The organism is Pseudomonas sp. K5002 (genome assembly GCF_013386655.1).
Taxonomy (GTDB): Bacteria; Pseudomonadota; Gammaproteobacteria; order Pseudomonadales; family Pseudomonadaceae; genus Aquipseudomonas.
In genome coordinates, this window is the sequence record NZ_JACARK010000510.1 from 1 (window position 1) to 1,111 (window position 1,111).

The window sequence follows — 1,111 nt, forward strand, 5'->3', positions numbered from 1 at the left end:
TGGCCGAACTGCTTGCGGTCGGCCGCCCATTGCAGGGAAACGTCCAGCGCACGCTGGGCCTGGCCGACGCAGTTGGCAGCCACCATCACCCGGCCTGCGGTCAGCCAGGCATTGGCGACTTCCCAACCTTTGCCGACTTCGCCGAGGACTTTGGAGGCTGGTACGCGGCAGTCGTCGAAGAACATTTCATAAGTGTGGTAGCCGCGGTTGCTGACGCACTTGGGGCCCCGGCGAATGGTCATGCCCGGCGTGCCACGGTCCACCAGGAACGAGGTCACGGCATTGCGTTGGCGACCGTTGTGTTCGTAGGTGTCGGTAACGGCAAACACGATGGCGAAATCCGCGTGGCCGGCGTGGCTGATGAAGTGCTTGCTGCCATTGAGCACAAAGTCATCACCGCTGCGCACGGCGCGGGTCTTGATCGCATTGGCGTCGGAACCGGCACCCGGTTCGGTCAGGGCAAAGCAGTCGATCTTCTTGCCCTGCACGCACGGCAACAGGTACTCGCCAATCTGCGCGCCGGTGCAGGCCATGAGGATTTTCGACGGCCGGGCGACAAACACATGCAGCGCCCAGGAGACTTTCGACAACTCACGCTCGATCAACGCCTGTGACAGGTAATCCAGGCCGCCACCGCCGACGTCTTCCGGCATGTTGAAGGCATAGAAACCGGCAGCGATGGCCTTGTCACGAATCTGCGCGGCAAGCTCCGGCGAAACTTCATCGGCGCGGTCCACCGCCTCCTCGTAAGGCAACAACTCCTTGGCAACAAAACTGCGTACCGCGTCCACCAACATGTCTTGTTCTTGGCTGGGCTGGAAATTCATGGCGCTACCTGTCGATCGTTCGAGGGTGTTTTGAAGGGGAATCAGTTGCCGGAGAAGTTCGGTGGGCGCTTTTCCATCGAGGCGCGCAGGGCTTCAGCACCGTCGGCGCTGCGTCCACACAGCAGGCCGGCGGCGAGTTCCGCCTGGAGCTGCTCGGGCAGGATGCGACCGGCGCCTTCGCGGATGAGGGTTTTGGTCTGGGCAAACGCAAAGGTCGGGCCGTTGGCCAGGCGCGTGGCCAGCTCGGCGACGTGGGTATGCAGTTGCTCGTCGGCAACGACTTC

The 1,111-nt window shown here is 62.7% G+C and carries 1 protein-coding gene and 1 pseudogene; both read right to left on the reverse strand.

Annotated features, from left to right (window positions below):
* A partial coding sequence (locus HX846_RS21885; protein WP_178966085.1) for an acyl-CoA dehydrogenase family protein occupies positions 1-827 on the reverse strand: 827 nt, incomplete at its 3' end.
* A 41-nt stretch (positions 828-868) separates the two neighbouring features.
* Positions 869-1,111, reverse strand: a pseudogene (locus HX846_RS21890) (enoyl-CoA hydratase/isomerase family protein); the annotation flags it as partial.